The 19,709-nt window shown below is 72.8% G+C and carries 2 protein-coding genes (1 of these 2 only partly in view); both read right to left on the bottom strand.

The window, feature by feature from the left end; all coding sequences use genetic code 11:
• Nucleotides 1-3,987: the start of a type I polyketide synthase gene (locus F7R91_RS43135; protein ID WP_225320896.1), read on the bottom strand. Its footprint begins 7,317 nt before the window's first position; 3,987 of the gene's 11,304 nt are visible here — the first part of the coding sequence; the start codon lies at nucleotides 3,985-3,987; its stop codon lies beyond the left edge, outside the window.
• On the bottom strand, nucleotides 3,984-19,709 hold the full coding sequence (locus F7R91_RS32155) for an SDR family NAD(P)-dependent oxidoreductase (protein ID WP_456243073.1): 15,726 nt from the start codon (nucleotides 19,707-19,709) through the stop codon (nucleotides 3,984-3,986). Before F7R91_RS32155 ends, F7R91_RS43135 begins: the two co-directional genes overlap by 4 nt.

Here is a 19,709-nt window from a genome sequence, read left to right as displayed (position 1 = left end):
CCACACGGGGGCGGCGGCGAGGTCGGGGCGCTCGTCGTCGCGTGCGGTCACGGCCTGCCGGGTCAGGATCACCAGACGGGAGGCGGCGAAGCGGTCGTCGGCCAGCCAGGTCTGGAGTGCGTGCAGCGCGGTGGACGTGGTGTCTCGTACGGCGGTGGGGACGTCGCCGGTGTTCGGGTCCAGCGGCAGCAGGACGACGTCCGGCACCTCGGTGTCACCGGCCTCGACCGCCTCGGCGAGTTCGGTGAGACCGGGAAACGCCGGAAGTCCGAGGACGGGCGATCCGACGACGGCCCGGCGGGAGCGGTCCGGCGGTGCGGCGGGTGCGGCGGGTGCGGCGGGTGCGGCGGGTGCGGCGGGTGCGGCGGGTGCGGCGGGTGCGGCGGGTGCGGCGGGTGCGGCGGGCTGCCACCGTACCCGGTACAGCGTCGCGTCGCGGTCGCCCCGAAAGCTGTCGAGCTGCTGCGCGGACACCGCTCGGGACACGAGCGACGTCACGGCCAGCACCGCGCGCCCCGCATCGTCCGCGATGTCGAGGGCCACGCTGTCGGACCCCTCGGGGCGCATACGGACACGCAGCACCGTGGCGCCCGTGGCGTGCCGGGAGACGCCGTTCCAGGAGAACGGGAGCAGTGTGGCCCCCGAGCCGTCCAGATCCTCCAACAGCGAGGCGTGCAAGGCCGCGTCGAGCAGGGCGGGGTGCACTCCGCAGCGCCGGGCGTCGGCCTGCGCGTCCTCGGGCAGGGCGACCTCGGCGAAGAGTTCGTCGCCACGCTCCCAGGCCCCGCGCAGGCCCTGGAACACCGGGCCATAGCCGTACCCACGGGTCAGCAGACGCTCGTACGCACCGTCCGTCGGGCGTACGGTGGCGCCGGGCGGAGGCCAGGCCTCGAACGTGTCGGGCAGGGGAGTCGCACCAGTGGTCAGCAGGCCCTCGGCATGCAGGGTCCAGGTGTCCGCGGGCTGCTCCTCGGCGCTGGAGTACACCGCCGCGGTACGGCGGCCGGACTCGTCGGGCCCGCCCACCAGGACCCGTACCACCACGCCGCCCTCGTCCGGCAGAACCAGGGGGCTCGTGAGCGTCAGCTCCTCGATCCGGTCGCAGTCGACCTCCTGGGCTGCGCGCAGCACCAGCTCCACGAAGCCGGTGCCCGGCAGCAGGACACTTCCGAGCACGTCGTGGTCGGCCAGCCACGGCTGATCCCGCACCGACAGCCGCCCGGTGAGCACCACGGCACCACTGTCGGGAACGGTGACGGCGGCGCCGAGCAGCGGATGGTCGAGAGCGGTCACGCCGAGAGCCGCCGGGTCACTCCCCAGGGCTACGCCGAGCCAGGACTCGGCGAGATAGTCGGTCACGTCCAGCCAGTAGCGCTGACGTTGGAAGGGGTAGGTGGGGAGGTCGTCGATGTGCCGTCCGGGGTGGAGGGCGGTGAAGTCGATGTCGGTGCCTCGGGTGTGGAGGGCGCCGAGGGCGGTGAGGAGGGTGTGGGCTTCGTGGCGGTCGCGGCGTTGGGTCGCGATGACGTGTGTGTCTGCGGGGAGGGTGTCTTCGGCCATGGCGGCGAGGACGGTGTCCGGGCCGAGTTCGAGGAACGTGGTCGCGCCCTGTTCGGTCAGCGCGGTCACCGCGTCGGCGAAACGGACGGGTTCACGGACCTGGCGGACCCAGTACTGGGGGTCGCACAGGTCGTCGGCGGCCGGTTGGCCGGTCAGGGTGGAGATCACCGGGATCAGCGGCGAGTTGTAGTGCAGCTGGGATGCGACCTCGGCGAAGTCGGCCAGCATGGGCTCCATCAGCGGGGAGTGGAAGGCGTGGCTGACGCGGAGACGGGTGACCTTGTAGTCCTGAAGCCTGTCGAGCGTCTCGGTCACCGCATCCGATGAGCCCGAAATGACCACGGAGCGGGGGCCGTTGACCGCCGCGATCTCCACACCGTCGACGAGCGCCGCCCGCACTGCGGCTTCCTCGGCTCGGACGGAGGCCATCGCCCCGCCCGCGGGCAGCGCCTGCATCAACCGACCACGGGCGGCGACCAGTCGGGCCGCGCCCGCCAGCGACAGCACACCCGCCACGTGCGCGGCGGCGAGCTCCCCGATCGAATGCCCAGCCACGAAGTCGGGCTTCAGACCCACCGACTCCAGCAGACGGAACAGCGCCACCTCGACGGCGAACAGGCCAGGCTGCGCCCAGCCGGTCTGCTCCAGCAATGCGGGGTCCTCACCCCACACAACGTCCCGCAACGGACGCTCCAGATGAGCGTCCAGCGCAGCGGCCACCTCATCGAACGCCTCGGCGAACACCGGGAAACGGGCGGCCAGTTCACGCCCCATCCCCACCCGCTGAGCACCCTGCCCAGTGAACAGAAACGCGAGCTTGCCCTCCAGCCGGGACGCCGTGCCCACATCGCTCAGCCCCCGCAGCAACTCCACACGGTCCGCTCCGACCACTACAGCCCGGTGCTCGAACCGTGCCCGCCCGGCGAGCGTCCAGGCCACATCGACCGGCCGCAACTCGTCACGCCCGGCAACGTACGACCTGAGCTGATCGGCGTAAGCCGTCAGCGCCTCAGGCGTCTTCCCCGACACCGCCCACGCCACCGGCGTCGGTTCATCGGCAGAAGGGGCCACCTCAACCGGAGGCGGCTCCTCCACAATCACATGCGCGTTCGTCCCACTGATCCCGAACGACGACACCCCCGCCCGACGCGGACGCCCCTCCGCCCCCGGCCACTCCCGAGCCTCGGTCAGCAACTCCACCGCGCCGGAGGACCAGTCGATCTGATGCGAAGGCTCATTCACATGCAAGGTGCGCGGCAGCATCCCGTGCCGCATCGCCAGCACCATCTTCATGATCCCCGCGACGCCGGCGGCAGCCTGCGCATGCCCCAGGTTCGACTTGATCGATCCCAGCCACAACGGCCTGTCGTCCGGCCGGTCCTGCCCATACGTCGCCAGCAGCGCCTGCGCCTCGATCGGATCTCCCAGGACCGTCCCCGTGCCGTGGCCCTCCACCACATCCACATCCGCGGACGAAAGTCCCGCCGACGCCAACGCCTGCCGGATCACCCGCTGTTGCGAAGGGCCATTGGGGGCGAACAGCCCGTTGCTCGCGCCGTCGGAGTTGACTGCCGAGCCGCGTACCACCGCGAGGACCGTACGGCCATTGCGTCGGGCGTCCGAGAGGCGTTCCACGAGGAGGACGCCGGCGCCCTCGGCCCAGGCGGCGCCGTCGGCGGCAGCCGCGTACGAGCGGCAGCGGCCGACGGGTGAGAGTCCCTTCTGCCGGCTGAACTCGACGAACGCCTCGGGCGTCGCCATCACGGCGACGCCGCCGACAAGTGCCAGGGAGCACTCCCCCGCCCTCAGCGCCTGGGTGGCGGAGTGCAGGGCGACGAGGGAGGACGAGCAGGCGGTGTCCACCGTGACCGTGGGGCCTTCGAGGCCGAGCGTGTAGGAGACCCGGCCGGAGGCGACGGCACCGGTGTTCGCATTGGCGGGGTAGTCGTGGTACATCACGCCGGCGAAGACACCGGTACGGCTGCCACGCAGCGTGGCGGGGTCAATGCCGGCCCGCTCGATCGCCTCCCAGGAGCACTCCAGCAGCAGCCGCTGCTGCGGGTCCATGAGCAGCGCCTCGTTGGGGCTGATGCCGAAGAAGGCGGGGTCGAACTGGTCGGCCCGGTGCAGGAAGCCGCCCCGGCGGACGTACGTCGTCTGCGGGCGTTCGCCGGTCGGGTCGTACAACTGGTCGGTGTTCCAGCCCCGGTTGGACGGGAAGTCGGAGATCGCGTCGACCTCGTCGGCGACCAGCCGCCACAGGTCCTCGGGGGACGTGACTCCGCCCGGGTAACGGCAGGCCATGCCGATGATCGCGATCGGCTCGGAGATCGCCGCGGTGAGCTTCGCGTTCTGCGTGCGCAGGAACTCGGCCTCTTTGAGCGAGCTGCGCAACGCGGCAACGAGCTTGTTGTCGGAGCCGGTCATCGGTGGTCACCACTCATTCCGGTCGAGTCGAAATCGTCGCGTCCGCCCAGGGCCATGTTGATCAGGGCGTCCGTGTCCATGTCGTCGATCGAGCCGACCTCACCGCCGGCGGGGTCGAGCGCCACGGGAGAAGCTCCGCCGAGTTCCAGGAGGCGTTCCAGAAGGCCCGCGTCGCGCAGTCGGCTGAGCGGGATGGCGTGCAGTACGTCCCTGATCCGGCGCTCCGTGTCGGGCTCGCCGTCGTCGGTGTCGGGGGCCAGTTGCCCGGTGAGTTCGGCGGCCAGCGCGGCGGCGTTCGGGTGGTCGAAGACGAGGGTGGGCGGCAGGCGCAGACCGGTCGCGGCGTTGAGCACGTTGCGGAACTCGACCGCGCTCAGCGAGTCGAAGCCGAGTTCCTGGAAGGGACGGTCGGCCGGGATGTCCTGTGGACCGGAGTGTCCGAGGATCGCGGCCGCGTGGGTCCTGACCACGTCGAGCAGCTCGGCCTCCCACTCGTCGGCGGGCGTGTCCGCCAGGCGGCGCAGCAGCGCGTCCGACGTGTCCGCCGCGGCCGGGCGCCCTGCGGGAGGCCGTACGAGAGTGGCGAACAGAGGTGGCAGATCGGGCCGGCCCGCCAGGGACGCGAGGTCCAGCCGGATCGGTACGAGGGCCGGTGCTTCGGTGCCGAGCGCTGCGTCGAGGAGGGCGAGGCCGTCCGCCTCGGACAACGGCCGTACACCGGTACGGGTCATACGGCGCCGGTCGCCGTCCACCAGGTCGGCCGCCATGCCGTCAGCGCCGTCCCACAGGCCCCAGGCCAGGGAGTGCGCGGGCAGCCCCAGGGCGCGCCGGTGCGTGGCGAGCGCGTCGAGGAAGGCGTTGGCGGCGGCGTAGGCGGCCTGGCCGGGGTTGCCGAAGACGCCCGCGGCCGAGGAGAACAGTACGAACGCCGACAGCTTCGCCGTCTCGGTCAGTTCGTGCAGGTTGAGGGCGGCGTCCACCTTGGGGCGGAGAACGGCGTCGACCCGTTCGGGGGTGAGGGAGCCGATCACGCCGTCGTCCAGCACACCGGCCGCGTGCACCACCCCGGTCAGCGGGTGGTCGACGGGTACCGCCGCCAGGACCTCGGCCAGCGCGTCCCGGTCGGCGACGTCGCACGCCACGACGTCGGCGTGAGCACCCAACGCGTCCAGTTCGTCGACGAGTTCGGCGCTGCCCTCGGCGGCGGGTCCGCGCCTGCCGAGGAGCAGCAGACGTCGGACGCCGTGTGCGGTGACCAGATGGCGGGCCACCAGCCTGCCGAGCATGCCGGTGGCGCCGGTGAGCAGGACCGTGCCGTCGGGGTCGAAGGCCGGCAGCGGGTCGGTCGACGTGGCGTCGGTGGGGCCGGCGGGTCCGGAGGGCCTGGCCAGGCGGGCCACCCGGACTTCGCCGTTCCGGACGGCCGCTTGGGGCTCACCCGTGGCCAGGGCCGTCGGAAGCTCGTGGAGGTCGTCGAGGTCGGCCAGCACGATGCGCCCCGGGTTCTCGGACTGAGCCGATCGCACCAGGCCCCACACCGCCGCTCCGGCCAGGTCGGTGACCTCGTCGACGGCAACCGCGTTCCTGGTGGCGATCACCAGCGTGGAACGGGCGTACCGGTCGTCCGCCAACCAGGTCTGCAGTACGCCGAGGACGCGGTGGACTTCCCGGTGCACGACGTCACTGCCGTTGCCGGGTTCGGTGGTCAGGACGACCGCCTCGGGTACGGTGGCGTCCGCGTCGAGCCGGTCCCAGTGCTCCCACGTCACGGGCACCGCCGCCGCGTTGGGCGCGGGCGACCATGCAAGCTCGAACAGCGCGTCCTGTCCGGCGGCGCGCGCGGCGGCGAGTCCGGCCGTGTCGACCTCGCGCAGCACCAGCGATTCGACCGAGGCGACCGGCCTGCCCGTGCCGTCACTGATCGCCAGGGCGACCCCGCCCTCGGATGCCGGGGATATCCGTACCCGCAACCGGGTGGCCGCCGGCGCGGACAGCGCCACGCCCGTCCAGGCGAACGGAAGCCGGACCGAGACGGGTTCACCGGCACGGAGTCCTATGGCCTGGAGGCACGCGTCGAGCAGGGCAGGGTGCAGGCGGAAGCCCTCGGCGGACAACGCCGTGGCAGGCAGGGCCACTTCGGCGCAGACGTCGTCGCCGTGCTGCCAGGCGGCCGTCAGCCCCTGGAAGGCGGCACCGTACGTCAGCCCGTCGGCGGCAAGCCGGTCGTAGCGGCCCGTGAGATCGACCGGAACGGCGCCAGGCGGCGGCCACTCCGCAAGATCAGCGGCGGACGCCGGGAGGGATGCCGCCGCCCGTACGGCGCCCATGGCGTGACGGGCCCATGGGCGACCGGGATCGTCGCCACGGGAGTGCACACTGACCGCGCGGGCCCCTGAGTCGTCCGGGGCGCCGACGAGAACCTGGACCGCGACACCGCCGTGCTCCGGGATGACCAGCGGCGCTTCGAGCACCAGCTCGTCGAGCACGTCGCAGCCGCTCTCCTCGGCCGCGGTGAGCGCCAGTTCCACGAATCCCGTGCCCGGGAACAGGATCGAGCCGCCGACGACATGGTCGGCCAGCCAGGGCTGCGTCTGCGTCGACAGACGGCCGGTGAACATCACCGTGTCCGCATCGGCAACGGTCACCGCCGCGCCGAGCAGGGGGTGCCCTGCACTGGTCAGCCCGATGGACTCGGGGTCGCCGCCGGTCGTGGTGCCCCTGTTCCAGTACAGGCGGCGTTGGAAGGGGTAGGTGGGGAGGTCGTCGATGTGCCGTCCGGGGTGGAGGGCGGTGAAGTCGATGTCGGTGCCTCGGGTGTGGAGGGCGCCGAGGGCGGTGAGGAGGGTGTGGGCTTCGTGGCGGTCGCGGCGTTGGGTCGCGATGACGTGTGTGTCTGCGGGGAGGGTGTCTTCGGCCATGGCGGCGAGGACGGTGTCCGGGCCGATCTCGACGAGCCTGGTTGCGCCCTGGTCGGTCAGCGCGGTCACCGCGTCGGCGAAGCGGACGGGTTCACGGACCTGGCGGACCCAGTACTGGGGATCGCACAGGTCGTCGGTGACCGGCTGGCCGGTCAGGGTCGAGATCACCGGGATGCGCGGCAGGCTGTAGTCCAGCTGGGACGCGACCTCGGCGAGGTCGGCCAGCATCGGCTCCATCAGCGGGGAGTGGAAGGCGTGGCTGACGCGGAGACGGGTGACCTTGTGGCCATGGAGCTTGTCGATCGTCTCCGACACCCCGTCCTCGGCGCCTGAAATGACCACCGAGCGGGGGCCGTTGACCGCCGCGATCTCCACACCCTCGACGAGCGCCGCCCGCACCTCGGCCTCGCCGGCCCGGACGGACGCCATCGCCCCACCCGCGGGCAGCACCTGCATCAACCGGCCCCGGGCGGCCACCAGTTGAGCCGCGTCCGCCAGACTAAGCACGCCCGCCACGTGCGCCGCGGCGAGCTCGCCGATCGAATGCCCGGCCACGAAGTCGGGCTTCAGGCCAGCCGACTCCAGCAGACGGAACAGGGCAATCTCGACGGCGAACAGACCCGGCTGCGCCCACCCCGTCCGCTCCAACACAACGGGGTCCTCACCCCACACAACCTCCCGCAACGGACGCTCCAGATGAACATCCAGCGCTGCGGCCACCTCGTCGAAAGCCTCGGCGAACACCGGGAAACGGGCGGCCAGTTCACGCCCCATCCCCACCCGCTGAGCACCCTGCCCGGTAAACAGGAAGGCGAGCTTGCCCGCCACAGGGGCCACCACGCCCACATCGCTCAGCCCGCGCAGCAACTCCTCACGGTCCGCACCCACAACCACGGCCCGGTGCTCGAACCGCGCACGCCCGGCCAGCGCCCAGGCCAGGTCCACCTGCTGCAGCGCTTCATGCTCAACGACGTACGACCTGAGCCGGTCGGCGTACGCCGTCAGCGCCTCTGGCGTCTTCCCCGACAGCACCCACGCCACCGGAGCCACATCACCATCAGATGCGACCACCTCAGCCCCCGGCGGCGCCTCCACGATCACATGGGCGTTTGTGCCACTCAGTCCGAACGACGACACCGCTGCTCGACGCGGACGCCCCGCACCCTCCGGCCACTCCCGGGCCTCGGTCAGCAACTCCACCGCACCGGAAGCCCAGTCCACCTGCCCCGACGGCTCATCCACATGCAACGTCCGCGGCAACACACCATGCCGCATCGCCAGCACCATCTTCATGATCCCCGCGACACCGGCCGCAGCCTGCGTATGACCGATGTTCGACTTGATGGACCCCAGCCACAACGGCCGCCCCTCCGGCCGACCTTGCCCATACGCCGCCAACAACGCCTGCGCCTCAATCGGATCGCCCAGAACAGTCCCCGTACCGTGCCCCTCCACCACATCCACATCCGCAGACGACAGACCGGCAGCAGCAAGGGCCTGCCCGATCACCCGCTCCTGCGAAGGCCCGTTCGGCGCCGTCAACCCGTTCGACGCACCGTCCTGATTCACCGCCGAACCCCGCACCACCGCCAGCACCGGATGCCCCAGACGACGCGCATCCGACAACCGCTCCACCAGCAGCACACCCACGCCCTCGGAGAACCCGGTCCCGTCCGCCGTAGCAGCGAACGACCGGCACCGGCCGTCCGGCGAAAGCCCCCGCTGTCTGCTGAACTCCAGCAGCACCTCGGGCGTGGCCATCACGGTGGCGCCCCCGGCCACTGCCAGCGAGCACTCGCCGTTGCGCAGGGCCTGGGCCGCGAGGTGCAGGGCCACCAGCGACGACGAACACGCCGTGTCCACCGTGACCGCCGGGCCCTCCAGGCCGAACGTGTACGCCACCCGGCCCGAGGCGATGGATCCGGCGGCGGAGCTGTTGGCGTAGTCGTGGTACATGACGCCCGCGAAGACGCCGGTGGCGCTCCCGCGCAGCGAGGCGGGGTCGATACCCGCCCGCTCGAACGCCTCCCACGAACACTCCAACAGCAACCGCTGCTGCGGATCCATCGCCAGCGCCTCGTTCGGACTGATCCCGAAGAAACCCGCGTCGAACTCCCCCGCCTCATGCAGGAATCCACCCGAGCGCGCATACGTCCGCCCCGCCGTCCCCGGCTCCGGGTCATACAGGCCGTCCGCGTCCCAGCCCCGGTTCACCGGGAAGCCCGACACCGCATCCACCCCGGACTCCACCAGCCGCCACAACTCCTCCGGCGACGACACCCCACCCGGGAAACGACACGCCATACCGACAATCACCACCGGCTCGTCATCGACCCGCGCAACCGGCGCGGTGGCAACCGTGGACGGGCGGGTGCCGTCGTCGGACAGAAGCCTGTCGAGGTGGGCGGCGACCGCGATCGCCGTCGGATGGTCGAACACCAGCGTCGCCGGCAGCCGCAGACCGGTCACGGCATTCAGCCGGTTCCGCAGCTCCACGGCGGACAGGGAGTCGAAGCCCAGGTCCTTGAACGCCTGATCGGCGGCCACCGAGTCCGCCGACGGGTGGCCGAGCACTCGCGCCACCTCGGTCCTCACGAGGTCGAGAAGTTCGGGGCCGCGTTGCTCGGCGGGCAGATCCGCAAGGCGGGCGTGCAGGGATTCCCCGGTCGATGTGTTCCCCGCGGCGCGGCGAGCCGGGGTGACCAGTCCCCGCAGCACCGGGGAGAGTGGGCCGGATGCGGCGCCGGCGGCCCGTAGCGCGGGGAGGTCGAGCCGGACGAGTACACGCAGCGCGTCGTCGGCGGTCAGGGCGGAGTCGAACAGCGCGAGGCCCTGCTCCACCGTCATCGCGGGGAATCCGTTGCGTCCCAGGCGACGCAATTCCGCTGCGCCGAGGCGCTCACCCATGCCCCCGGCGGCCCACAGGCCCCAGGCCAGCGACACAGCGGGGAGGTCCATTGCCCGGCGGTGCGAGGCGAGCGCGTCGAGGAAGGTGTTGGCGGCGGCGTAGTTGCCCTGGCCGGGCGCGCCGAACACGCCGGCCGACGAGGAGAACAGGACGAAGGCGACGAGTGGCCGGTCCAGGGTGAGTTCGTGGAGGTGCCAGGCGGCGTCCGCCTTCGCACGCAGCACGGCATCCAGCCGCTCCGCGCTCAACGACGCCACCACACCGTCGTCCAGCACACCCGCCGTATGCACCACACCCGTCAGCGGATGTTCAGCCGGTATCCCGTCCACCACCGCACTCAGCGCCGCCCGGTCCGACACATCACAGGCCGCCACCGAGACCTCGGCACCCAGCTCCTCCAGCTCGGCCACCAACTCCCCGGCGCCCGGCGCCTCCACACCCCGCCGACTCACCAACACCAGTTGCCGCACCCCGTGTTCGGCCACCAGATGCCGCGCCACCAGCCCACCCAGACCACCGGTACCACCGGTGACCAGCACTGTCCCGGCTGCCAGAGCCGGGGGCTCGACATGGCCGGCCGTCGCACGCACCAGGCGGGGTACGCGCGGTTCTCCGTCTCGCAGGACGATCTCCGGTTCGCCGGAGGCCGTCGCCGTGGCCAGCGCGTCGGCCGACGCCTCGCTGCCGTCGGTGTCGACCAGAGCGAACCGGCCGGGGTGCTCGGCCTGCGCCGAGCGCAGCAGACCGTGCACAGGCGCCGCGGCCAGGTTGACGGGGCCTTGGCCATCGGGCACGGCGTTCGACGTCACGAGCACGAGCCGGGCGTCCTCGAACTGCTCCAGCGCCAGCCACTCCCGGACCAGCTCCAGCACACGTCCCGTGGCGGTACGGACCTCCGCGGGCACGTCACCGCCGCCGTCGAACGCCCCGCACCGGACCACCACCCGGTCAGGCACCGGCATGCCCTCGTCGACGGCAGTGGACAGCGCGGACAGGTCCGTGAAACGCGTGACGCGGTCCAGTCCGTCCGGCGCCTCACCCAGCACCGCCAACGAGGCCGTACCCGAAGGCTTGGGCAGGGGCGTCCACTCGACGCGGTAGCCCGCGTCCTGGTCCGCCGCCCGCTCCTGGAGCCGGTCGGCCGTCACCGGACGGGACACCAGCGATCCCACCGTCAGGACCGGGTTGCCCAGCATGTCGGTGGCCGTGACGGACACGGCGTCCCCGCCGGCCGGCGCGATCCGCACCCGCAGTGCGGTGGCGCCGACCGCGTGGCAGGCCACCTCGGACCACGCGAACGGGAGCATCGCACCCTCGTCCGTGCGGGACGCGGCCAGCAGCGCAGCGTGCAGGCAGGAATCGAGGAGCGCGGGATGCAGGCCGTAGCGGTCCGCCTCGGCGTCCGCGGGTTCCGGCAGGGCCACCTCGGCGAAGAGCTCCTCCCCCCGCCGCCAGACCTTCCGAAGCCCCTGGAAGGCGGCGCCGTAGGCGTAGCCGTCGTCGAGCAGGCGACGGTAGAAGCCGTCCGTGGACACCTCCTCGGCGCCGACGGGCGGCCAGTCGGCACGCTCCACGGACGGTTCGGGGACGGCCACCGTCAGCAGGCCCTCGGCGTGCCGAGTCCAGGGCGCGTCGTCGGCGGTCGCGGAGAACACGCCGACCGTGCGGGAGCCGGACTCGTCGGGTCCGCCGACCACGACACGCAGCACCACCGCATCCTCGTCGGGCAGGACGAGCGGCGCGTGGAGCGTCAGTTCCGCGAGCTGCAGGCAACCGACCTGATCGCCCGCGTGCAGCGCCATCTCGACGAGCGCGGCGCCCGGGAGCAGCACCACACCCATGACGACATGGTCGGACGGCCAGGGATGCGTGGTCCGCGAGATTCTGCCGGTGAGCACGACGTCGCCCGATCCCGGCATCGCCACAGCCGCGCCCAGCAGAGGATGCGCGAGCGGCCTCAGACCCGCCGACACGACGTCCCCACCGCCCGCTCCCGCCCAGGCGCTGGACCAGTAATCCCGGGTGTCGGCCCAGTAGCGGTCGCGCAGGAAGGGGTGGGTGGGGAGGTCGTCGATGTGCCGTCCGGGGTGGAGGGCGGTGAAGTCGACGTCGGTGCCTCGGGTGTGGAGGGCGCCGAGGGCGGTGAGGAGGGTGTGGGCTTCGTGGCGGTCGCGGCGTTGGGTCGCGATGACGTGTGTGTCTGCGGGGAGGGTGTCTTCGGCCATGGCGGCGAGGACGGTGTCCGGGCCGAGTTCGAGGAACGTGGTCGCGCCCTGTTCGGTCAGCGCGGTCACCGCGTCGGCGAAACGGACGGGTTCACGGACCTGGCGGACCCAGTACTGGGGGTCGCACAGGTCGTCGGCGGCCGGCTGGCCGGTCAGGGTGGAGATCACCGGGATGCGCGGCAGGCTGTAGTCCAGCTGGGATGCGACCTCGGCGAGGTCGGCCAGCATGGGCTCCATCAGCGGGGAGTGGAAGGCGTGGCTGACGCGGAGACGGGTGACCTTGTGGCCATGGAGCTTGTCGATCGTCTCCGACACCCAGTCCTCGGCGCCTGAAATGACCACGGAGCGGGGGCCGTTGACCGCCGCGATCTCCACACCCTCGACGAGCGCCGCCCGCACCTCGGCCTCGCCGGCCCGGACGGACGCCATCGCGCCACCCGCGGGCAGCACCTGCATCAACCGGCCCCGGGCGGCCACCAGTTGAGCCGCGTCCGCCAGACTAAGCACGCCCGCCACGTGCGCCGCGGCGAGCTCCCCGATCGAATGCCCGGCCACGAAGTCGGGCTTCAGACCCACCGACTCCAGCAGACGGAACAGCGCCACCTCGACGGCGAACAGGCCAGGCTGCGCCCAGCCGGTCTGCTCCAGCAATGCGGGGTCCTCACCCCACACGACCTCCCGCAACGGACGCTCCAGATGAACATCCAGCGCAGCGGCCACCTCGTCGAAAGCCTCGGCGAACACCGGGAAACGGGCGGCCAGTTCACGCCCCATCCCCACCCGCTGAGCACCCTGCCCGGTAAACAGGAAGGCGAGCTTGCCCGCCACAGGGGCCACCACGCCCACATCGCTCAGCCCGGCCAGCAACTCCTCACGGTCCGCACCCACAACCACGGCCCGGTGCTCGAACCGCGCCCGCCCGGCGAGCGTCCAGGCCACATCGACCGGCCGCAACGCCTCACGCCCGGCAACGTACGACCTGAGCTGACCGGCGTAAGCCGTCAGCGCCTCGGGCGTCTTCCCCGACACCACCCACGCCACCGGCGCCACATCACCACCAGAAGACGCCACCTCGCCAGCCGCTGGCTCCTCCACGATCACATGCGCATTCGTCCCACTGATCCCGAACGACGACACCCCCGCCCGACGCGGACGCCCCGCAACCCCCGGCCACTCCCGAGCCTCCGTCAGCAACTCCACCGCACCGGAAGCCCAGTCCACCTGCCCCGACGGCACATCCACATGCAACGTCCGCGGCAACACCCCATGCCGCATCGCCAGCACCATCTTCATGATCCCAGCCACACCCGCCGCAGCCTGCGTATGCCCCAGGTTCGACTTGATCGACCCCAGCCACAACGGCCGCCCCTCCGGCCGACCTTGCCCATACGCCGCCAACAACGCCTGCGCCTCAATCGGATCACCGAGCGTCGTCCCCGTACCGTGCCCCTCCACCACATCCACATCCGCAGACGACAACCCAGCCGACGCCAACGCCTCCCGGATCACCCGCTGCTGCGAAGGCCCGTTCGGCGCGGTGAACCCGTTCGACGCACCGTCCTGATTCACCGCCGAACCCCGTACCACCGCCAGCACCGGATGCCCCAGACGACGCGCATCCGACAACCGCTCCACCAACAACAGCCCGGCACCTTCGGAGATCCCGGTGCCGTCCGCCGCGTCGGCGTACGCCTTGCAGCGGCCGTCGTGGGAGAGGGCGCGCTGTCTGCTGAACTCGACATAGATCTCCGGGGTGGCCATCACGCTGGCACCGCCGATGAGGGCGAGCGTGCACTCGCCGGTGCGCAGGGCGCGGGCCGCCAGGTGGAGGGCCACGAGGGAGGACGAGCAGGCGGTGTCCACGGTGACCGCCGGGCCCTCCAGGCCGAACGTGTAGGCCACCCGGCCGGAGGCATTGGCGCCGGTGCCGCTGTTGCCGGCGTAGTCGTGGTACATCAGGCCGGCGTAGACGCCGGTGCGGCTGCCGCGCAGGGAGGCGGGGGTGATGCCCGCCCGCTCGAACGCCTCCCAGGCGCACTCCAGGAGGAGGCGCTGCTGGGGGTCCATGGCCAGGGCCTCGTTGGGGCTGATGCCGAAGAACGCGGGGTCGAAGTCGGCGGCGTCGTAGAGGAATCCGCCTTGGCGGGTGTAGCTGGTGCCGGGGCGCTCCGCGGTCGGGTCGTGCAGTTCGTCGACGTTCCAGCCGCGGTCGGCGGGGAATGCGGAGACGGCGTCCGTTCCGTCGGCGAGCAGCCGCCACAGGTCCTCGGGGGAGCTGACTCCGCCGGGGAACCGGCAGCTCATGGCCACGATCGCGATGGGCTCGTCGTCCGTGGCGGCCAGGGCACTCGCCGTCCTGGGGGCGGCGGTGGTCGTTCCGGCGAGTTCGCCGAGGAGGTAGCGGGCGAGGGCGGTGGGGGACGGGTAGTCGAAAGCGAGCGTCACCGGCAGTCGCAGGCCGAGTGTCTGGCCGAGGCGGTTGCGGAACTCCACGGCGGTCAGCGAGTCGAACCCCATCTCGCGGAACGCCCGGTCGGGGTCGACGTCGGCGGCCGTGGCGAAGCCCAGGACGACCGCGACCCGGTCCAGGACGAGGTCGAGCACCGCCTGTTCCCGGTCGGCTTCGGCGAGCCCGGTGAGGAATCCGGCGGCGGAGTCCGCGGCCGGGAGGGCTGCGGCGCTGCGCCGGGCGCCGGTGACGAGACCGCGGAAGAGGGCGGGTACTTCGGTCAGTCCGCGCAGCGCGGCCAGGTCGAAACGGGCGGGGAGCAGCACGGGTTCGTGCCGGTCGCGTGCCGCGTCGAACAGCGCCAGCCCTTCGTCGTCGGACAGGCCGATCATGCCGCTGCGGCTGATGCGGGCGCGGTCGTCCACGCCGAGGCCGCCGGTCATTCCGGTGCCCTGTGCCCAGAAGCCCCAGGCCAGGGACTGTGCGGCGCGGGCTTGGGCCCGGCGGTGGGTGGCGAGGCCGTCGAGGAAGGCGTTGGCGGCGGCGTAGTTGCCCTGCCCGGGTGAGCCGAGAGTGCCGGCGGCGCCGGAGAACAGGACGAACAGGTCGACGTCGCCGGCCAGTTCGTGCAGATTGAGGGCGGCGTCGACCTTGGGCCGGAACACGGCGTCCATCTGCTGCGGGGTGAGCGTGGTGATGGTGCCGTCGGCGAGGACTCCGGCGGCGTGCACGACCCCGCGCAACGGCCGGTCGGCGGGTACGGCGGCGAGGGCTTCGGCCAGGGCGTCTCGGTCGGCGGCGTCACAGGCGGTGAAGGTGACGGTGTGGGCGCCCAGTTCGGTGAGTTCGTCGCGCAGTGCGGCGGCGCCGGGCGTGTCGGGTCCGCGGCGGCCGAGGAGCAGCAGATGCCGTACGCCGTGCCGGGCGACGAGGTGCCGGGCGAGGAGTCCGCCGAGCGTGCCGGCACCTCCGGTGATGACGACGGTGGCGTCCGGGGCGAACGGCGTGATGTTCTCGTCGTCGGTGCGGGTGACGGCGGGGACCCGGGCGAGCCGGGCCGCATGGAACTGCGTGCCCCGGCAGACCAGTTGGGGTTCGCCCGAGGCGACGATCGCGGGCAGCAGTTCGGGGAGCGGGCCGTCGAGGTGCGGGCCGTCGAGGTCGGCGAGCAGGATCCGGCCGGGGTTCTCCGACTGTGCGGAGCGCACCAGGCCCCATACGGCGGCGCCGGCGAGGTCGGTGACGTTCTCGCCGTCGAGGGCGACCGCGCCCCGGGTGTGCACCAGCAGGGTCGAGTCGGCGAACCGGTCCTCGGCGAGCCAGGTCTGGAGGGCGGTCAGTACGTGGTGGGTGGCGGTGTGCACCGCGGACCGGTCGGTGCCGGGTTCGACGGCCAGGGTGATCACGTCGGGCGGCTCGGCCCCGGCCGCGTCGTCCCAAGGCTTGGCTCCCGGCGCGTCGTCCCAGCGCGTGGCCCCCGGCGCCTCGTCCCAAGGTTCAGCTCCGGCCGCCTCGTCCCCAAGCCGGGCTCCGGCCACCTCGTGCCAAGGTGCCGCGGTCACGGGCTCGCCCGTCCCGACGGCCACCGGTGTCCACGACGGCCGGTACAGCGCGTCGTGGACGGGGCGCGCCATGTCGGCGGTCCACTCGTCCGACGTCGGCCGCAGGACGACCGAGGCCAGCGAGACGACCGGCGCGCCGGACGGGTCGGCGGCCTCCAGTGCGACCTCGCCGTCGCGGAGGGCGGTGAGCCGGACCCGTAGGTGCCTGGCTCCGGAGGCGTGCAGGGTGAGGCCGGAGAACGCGAAGGGCAGCAGGGCGCGCTCGCCGACCGCGCCGGTGAGGGCGCAGGCGTGCAGCGCCGCGTCCAGCAGGGCCGGGTGCAGGCCGAACGTCGGATCCTGGTCGCCGGCGTCCTGGGTCGCGTCGGGCAGCTGGACCTCGGCGTAGACGTCGTCGCCGGCGCGCCAGACCGCGCGCAGGCCCTGGAAGACGGGGCCGTAGCTCAGTCCGGCCTCGGCGAGGGCGGGGTAGAACCCGTGGAGGTCCACGGCGCTCGCGCCGGCGGGCGGCCACTGGGTGAGGGTGCCGGGGGCGGTGGCCGGTCCGGGGGTGACCAGGCCGGTGGCGTGGCGGCTCCACGGTTCGTGTTCGCGGGCGTCCTCGCCGCGTGAGTAGACGTGGATCGGGCGTGCCCCGTCCTGGTCGGGGCCGCCCACGACGACATGCACCTGGGTGGCGCTAGCGTCGGTGAGGAGGAGGGGTGCCTCGACGGTCAGTTCGGCCAGGACGGGGCAGCCGGTCTCGTCGCCGGCGCGGACGGCCAGTTCCACGAAGCCGGTGCCGGGGAACACGGCCGTGCCGAGCACGGTGTGGTCGGCGAGCCACGGCTGGGCGGCCGTGGACAGCCTGCCGGTGAGGATGACGCCGTCCGACGCCGGGGTGGTCACGACCGCGCCGAGCAGGGGGTGGCCCGCGGCGCGCAGACCCGCGCCGGTCACGTCCGCGCCGGTGCCGGTCGTGGTGTCCAGCCAGTAGCGGGCGTGCTGGAAGGGGTAGGTGGGCAGGTCGGTGGGGCGGGCGCCGGGGCTGGTGCGGGACCAGTCGATGGCGACGCCGTGGACATGGGCCTCGGCGAGCGAGGTCAGGAACCGGCCGAGGCCGCCGTCGTCGCGGCGCAGGGTGCCGGTGACGGTCGCGGGCGCTCCGGCGTCGGCGAAGGTCTCCTCCATGCCGAGCTTGAGCACGGGGTGGGCGCTGGTCTCGACGAACACGTCGACGCCCGCGCCGGCCAAAGCGCGGGCGGTGTCGGCGAAGCGGACGGTCTGCCGCAGGTTGCGGTACCAGTACTCGGCGTCGAGTGCGGCGGTGTCGAGAAGGCCGCCGGTGACCGTGGAGTGGAACGGCACCTCGCCGCTGCGCGGCCGTACCGGTGCGAGGAGTTCCAGCAGCCGGTCGCGGATGCCTTCGACGTAGTGGGAGTGCGAGGCGTAGTCGACCGGGATCATACGGGCGCGGATGCCGGAGTCGGTGAGGTCCGCGCGGAGCCGTTCCAGAGCGTCGGGCTCGCCGCACACGACGACCGAGCCGGGGCCGTTGACCGCGGCGAGGGACAGCCCGTCGAGGTCGCGCAGGCGGGCTTCGGCGGCCTCGGCGGACAGGGCGACGGACATCATGCCGCCGAGGCCGGCCAGTTCTTCGGCGATGAGGCGGCTGCGCAGGGCGACCACCCGTGCCCCGTCCTCCAGGGTGAGGCCGCCCGCCACGCAGGCCGCGGCGATCTCGCCCTGCGAGTGGCCGATCACGGCCGCTGGCTCGACGCCGTGGGCGCGCCACAGCCGTGCCAGGGACACCATGACCGCCCAGAGCGCGGGCTGCACCACGTCGACGGCGTCGAGCGTGGGTGCGTTCGGTGCGCCGCGCAGCACCGCGAGCAGGTCCCAGTGGACGAAGGGGCGGAGTGCTTCGGCGCATTCGGTGACGAGCCGCGCGAACTCCTCGGAGGAGTCCAGGAGTTCCACGGCCATTCCGGCCCACTGGGATCCCTGGCCGGGGAACACGAAGGCGACCTGCGAGCCGGCGCGGGCGGTGCCCCGTACGACGGTGGCAGTCTCGCGGTTCCCGGCCAGCGCGGTCAGTCCGGCGGCCAGTTCGCCGGTGTCCGCGCCGATGACGACGGCGCGGCGGCCGAGCGCCGCCCGCGTGGTGGCCAGCGCGTGCGCGATGTCGGCGGGGTCGGTGTCCCGGCCGGTGACGAAGTCGGCCAGTCGGGCTGCCGCCGCGGCGAGCGCGTCGTCGTCGTGCGCGGAGAGGACCCACGCATGGGCCGCGCGCGCGGTGTCCGTATCGCGCGGAGCGACGGCGGATGCGTCCTTCGGCTCTGCTTCGAGGATCACATGGGCGTTGGTACCGGCGACGCCGAAGGAGGACACGCCCGCGCGCCGGGGCCGGCCGCGGTCGTCCGGCCACGGCTGAGCCTCCGTCAGCAGCCGGACCGCCCCGGACGTCCAGTCCACCTTGGCGGACGGCTGTGTCACATGCAGGGTGCGCGGCAGCAGGCCGTGGCGCAGGGCCATGACCATCTTGATCACGCCGCCGACCCCGGCGGCGGCCTGGGCGTGGCCGAAGTTCGACTTCAGCGAGCCGAGCCACAGCGGCTGTTCGGGCGCCCGGCCCTGGCCGTACGTGGCGAGCAGGGCCTGCGCCTCGATCGGGTCGCCGAGCGTGGTGCCCGTGCCGTGTCCCTCGACCGCGTCGACCTGCCCGGCGGGCAGCTGCGCGTCGTCCAGGGCCTGCCGGATCACGCGCTGCTGGGCCGGGCCGCTGGGGGCGGTGAGGCCGTTGCTGGCACCGTCCTGGTTGACCGCGCTGCCCCGGATCACGGCGAGCACCGAGTGGCCGTTGCGCCGCGCGTCGGAGAGCCGTTCCAGCAGCAGTACGCCGGCGCCCTCGGCCCAGCCGGTGCCGTCGGCGCTGTCGGAGTAGGCCTTGCACCGTCCGTCCGGCGCCAGCCCGCGCTGCCTGCTGAACGCCACGAACGGCGCGGGCGTGCACATCACCATCACGCCGCCCGCCAGCGCCATCGTGCATTCCCCGCGGCGCAGCGCCTGCACGGCGAGGTGCAGCGCCACCAGCGAGGACGAGCAGGCGGTGTCGACGGTGAGGGTGGGGCCCTCCAGGCCGAGGGTGTAGGCGACGCGGCCCGAGATCACCGCGGACGCAGCGGCGGTGCCGAGGTAGGCCTCGGCCGCCTCGGGAGCGGCGTTGAGGAGGTCGCCGTAGTCCTGGTAGCCGGAGCCGGTGAACACGCCGACCGCCTTGCCGCGTACGGCGTCGGGGGCGATGCCGGCCCGTTCGAACACCTCCCAGGACACCTCCAGCATCAACCGCTGCTGCGGGTCCATGACGATGGCTTCGCGCGGGGAGATGCCGAACAGGCCCGCGTCGAAGCGGGTGGCGTCGTAGAGGAAGCCGCCCTCGGCGACGTAGCTCGTGCCCTGCCGGTCGCCCTCGTCGGCGAGCAGCCGGTCCAGGGGCCAGCCCCGGTCGTCGGGCAGCGGCCCGACGGCGTCGACGCCGCCCGCGACGAGGTCCCACAGTGCCTCGGGGGTGCGCACGCCACCGGGGTAGCGGCAGGCCATCGAGACGATCGCGATCGGATCGTGCGCCGCGCTCCGGGCGTCCTGGAGCTGTTGCTTGGTCTGCGCGAGGTCGGCGGTCAC

Origin of the sequence: Streptomyces luteolifulvus (assembly GCF_008806595.1) — a bacterium.
Taxonomy (GTDB): Bacteria; Actinomycetota; Actinomycetes; order Streptomycetales; family Streptomycetaceae; genus Streptomyces; species Streptomyces luteolifulvus.
The sequence above is the reverse complement of the archived record's forward strand: the minus strand, read 5'-3'. Positions and strand labels throughout refer to the sequence as shown.